The following is a 1648-nucleotide window of genomic DNA, read 5'->3' as shown; positions in this document are numbered from 1 at the left end:
GGGTGTGTATTACGCACCTAAATTTCAACTATTTGAATGGTTTGGTGCGTGGTACGCACCCTACATTTGGGGTGTTGGTAAAAATTGGCGTGTACAGAAAGGCTGCCTGAAAAAATACGCCCACAATGCTTTTGCAAAATACCACACAAACCCAATCAGCAACCAAAAAAACACCGCCGCAAACACCGTGCCAATACTGTAAACCACTTGAAACATCATGGGTTCAACGCGATTATCCGCCGTCATCCGATAGCGTGTTTGCAAAACTGCTGTATCCAAATCCAGATACAATTCAAATACATCAGGCTCAATGGGGGTGAGTTTGTAGTAGAAATCGCCACGCTGTCCGTGTTCTATCGGCTCGCGCTGCAAATGCCAATCGCGGCGTTCAGCAAATTGCGTTAATTTGACAGGATATATTTTGCCCTGTTCCATCACCGCCAAAACGCGAAACCGCTCATCAAGCACATCGCCACGTTGATAATGAATGGTGGATAAATGCGATTGCCACACAATCAAGCCTTTTAGCAGCAAAAGCCAAAACGCCAATTTCAATACAAATCTCAATAAATCAATTATTAAAGTGGTGAGAAAAATACGCGATTTTTTCATGATTTTGACTTTCAGGCTGCCTGAAAAACTTATTTCGCCATAAATTGATGTAAATAACGTTTTTCTAACTTGATTTTTTCACTCTGATTTTTGCTTCTTCGCTTTGCAAAAAAATCAGCCAAATCCTTTTGCCAATACAATGCAAAATACCGTTTTCCGTCTTTCCCCATCGCCCAAACATTACTGACTTCATCTTCCAAAATCGGCGAAATCGCTTCCAAATCCAATAAATGCGGCGAGCGCAAAGCCATTCTTTGCTTTGAACGCCAGCATTTGTGCCAAAGTTTTTTGTCTTGTTTTTCGCTGCGGCAGCTTGTGTGTCCCATAATGGGCGTTTTTCGTTTGCTTCTGCTCATTGGATTTTCCTTTGTTTTTTATTTTCAGGCTGCATAAAAACGATTTTGTATGATTAGGTTTGGCATTAATATCGTTTCGGCAATCCCAAATCATTGTCCAAAATTTGTAAAAATACCGATAAAACAAAATTTTCCAATAACCATTCTTTTATCATTCGTTCCCTTAGTTGCTGATGATGCAAAATCAATTTCTTCCTCAATACACCATCTATTGCTCGTTTTTCTTGCTCAAATTGCTGCCAATCGGCTTCAGTAAAATAATCAGCGTAAATATTTGCATAAAAATTTGCAGGCGAATTAGGTACTGTATTTTGTAGCGTCATAAATTCATCCACCGATTGCCGAACACGCTGAAAATTTTCCGCCGTTAAAGGAAATTCAGGGTGTGCTCTCCGCAAGTACTCTATCGCACACAAATAAAGTATCGCCGACACCTGATAATGACGCGCTTCTTCATTATATAATTCCAATCCATGTTCATAAGATAATGGTTTATTTTTCAAATCATTATTTGCAAATACAGAACTGGAACAAATCAACACCAATAATAAGAAAATTGTTTTTTTCATTATATTTTCCTTTTTCATTTTCAGGCTGCCTTACAGTACACGACAAAATTCATGTAGGGTGCGTATTACGCACCGAAATTTCAATTATTTGAATGATTTGGTGCGTGGTAC

At 39.0% G+C, this 1648-nt stretch carries 3 protein-coding genes; all 3 read right to left on the bottom strand.

The features are described 5' to 3' along the window. Nucleotides 1–60: 60 nt before the first annotated feature. The 3 genes from Q338_RS12455 to Q338_RS12445 all read right to left on the bottom strand — a co-directional run bounded on the left by Q338_RS12455 (nucleotide 61) and on the right by Q338_RS12445 (nucleotide 1537). Complete coding sequence (locus Q338_RS12455) at nucleotides 61–612, bottom strand: hypothetical protein (RefSeq protein ID WP_034296060.1); 552 nt, start codon at nucleotides 610–612, stop codon at nucleotides 61–63. 29 nt (nucleotides 613–641) lie between these two features. Then, the gene (locus Q338_RS12450) at nucleotides 642–968 is read right to left on the bottom strand and encodes a hypothetical protein (protein ID WP_034296058.1); all 327 of its coding nucleotides are present in this window, start codon (nucleotides 966–968) and stop codon (nucleotides 642–644) included. A gap of 65 nt (nucleotides 969–1033) precedes the next feature. After that, nucleotides 1034–1537: a hypothetical protein gene (locus tag Q338_RS12445; RefSeq protein ID WP_034296054.1), complete on the bottom strand. Its 504-nt coding sequence runs from the start codon at nucleotides 1535–1537 to the stop codon at nucleotides 1034–1036. Nucleotides 1538–1648: the final 111 nt, after the last annotated feature.

It is taken from the genome of Alysiella crassa DSM 2578 (assembly GCF_000745955.1).
In the GTDB taxonomy this organism is placed as follows: Bacteria; Pseudomonadota; Gammaproteobacteria; order Burkholderiales; family Neisseriaceae; genus Simonsiella; species Simonsiella crassa.
Note: the sequence above shows the minus strand (reverse complement) of the source record. Positions and strands in the feature narration are given on the sequence as shown.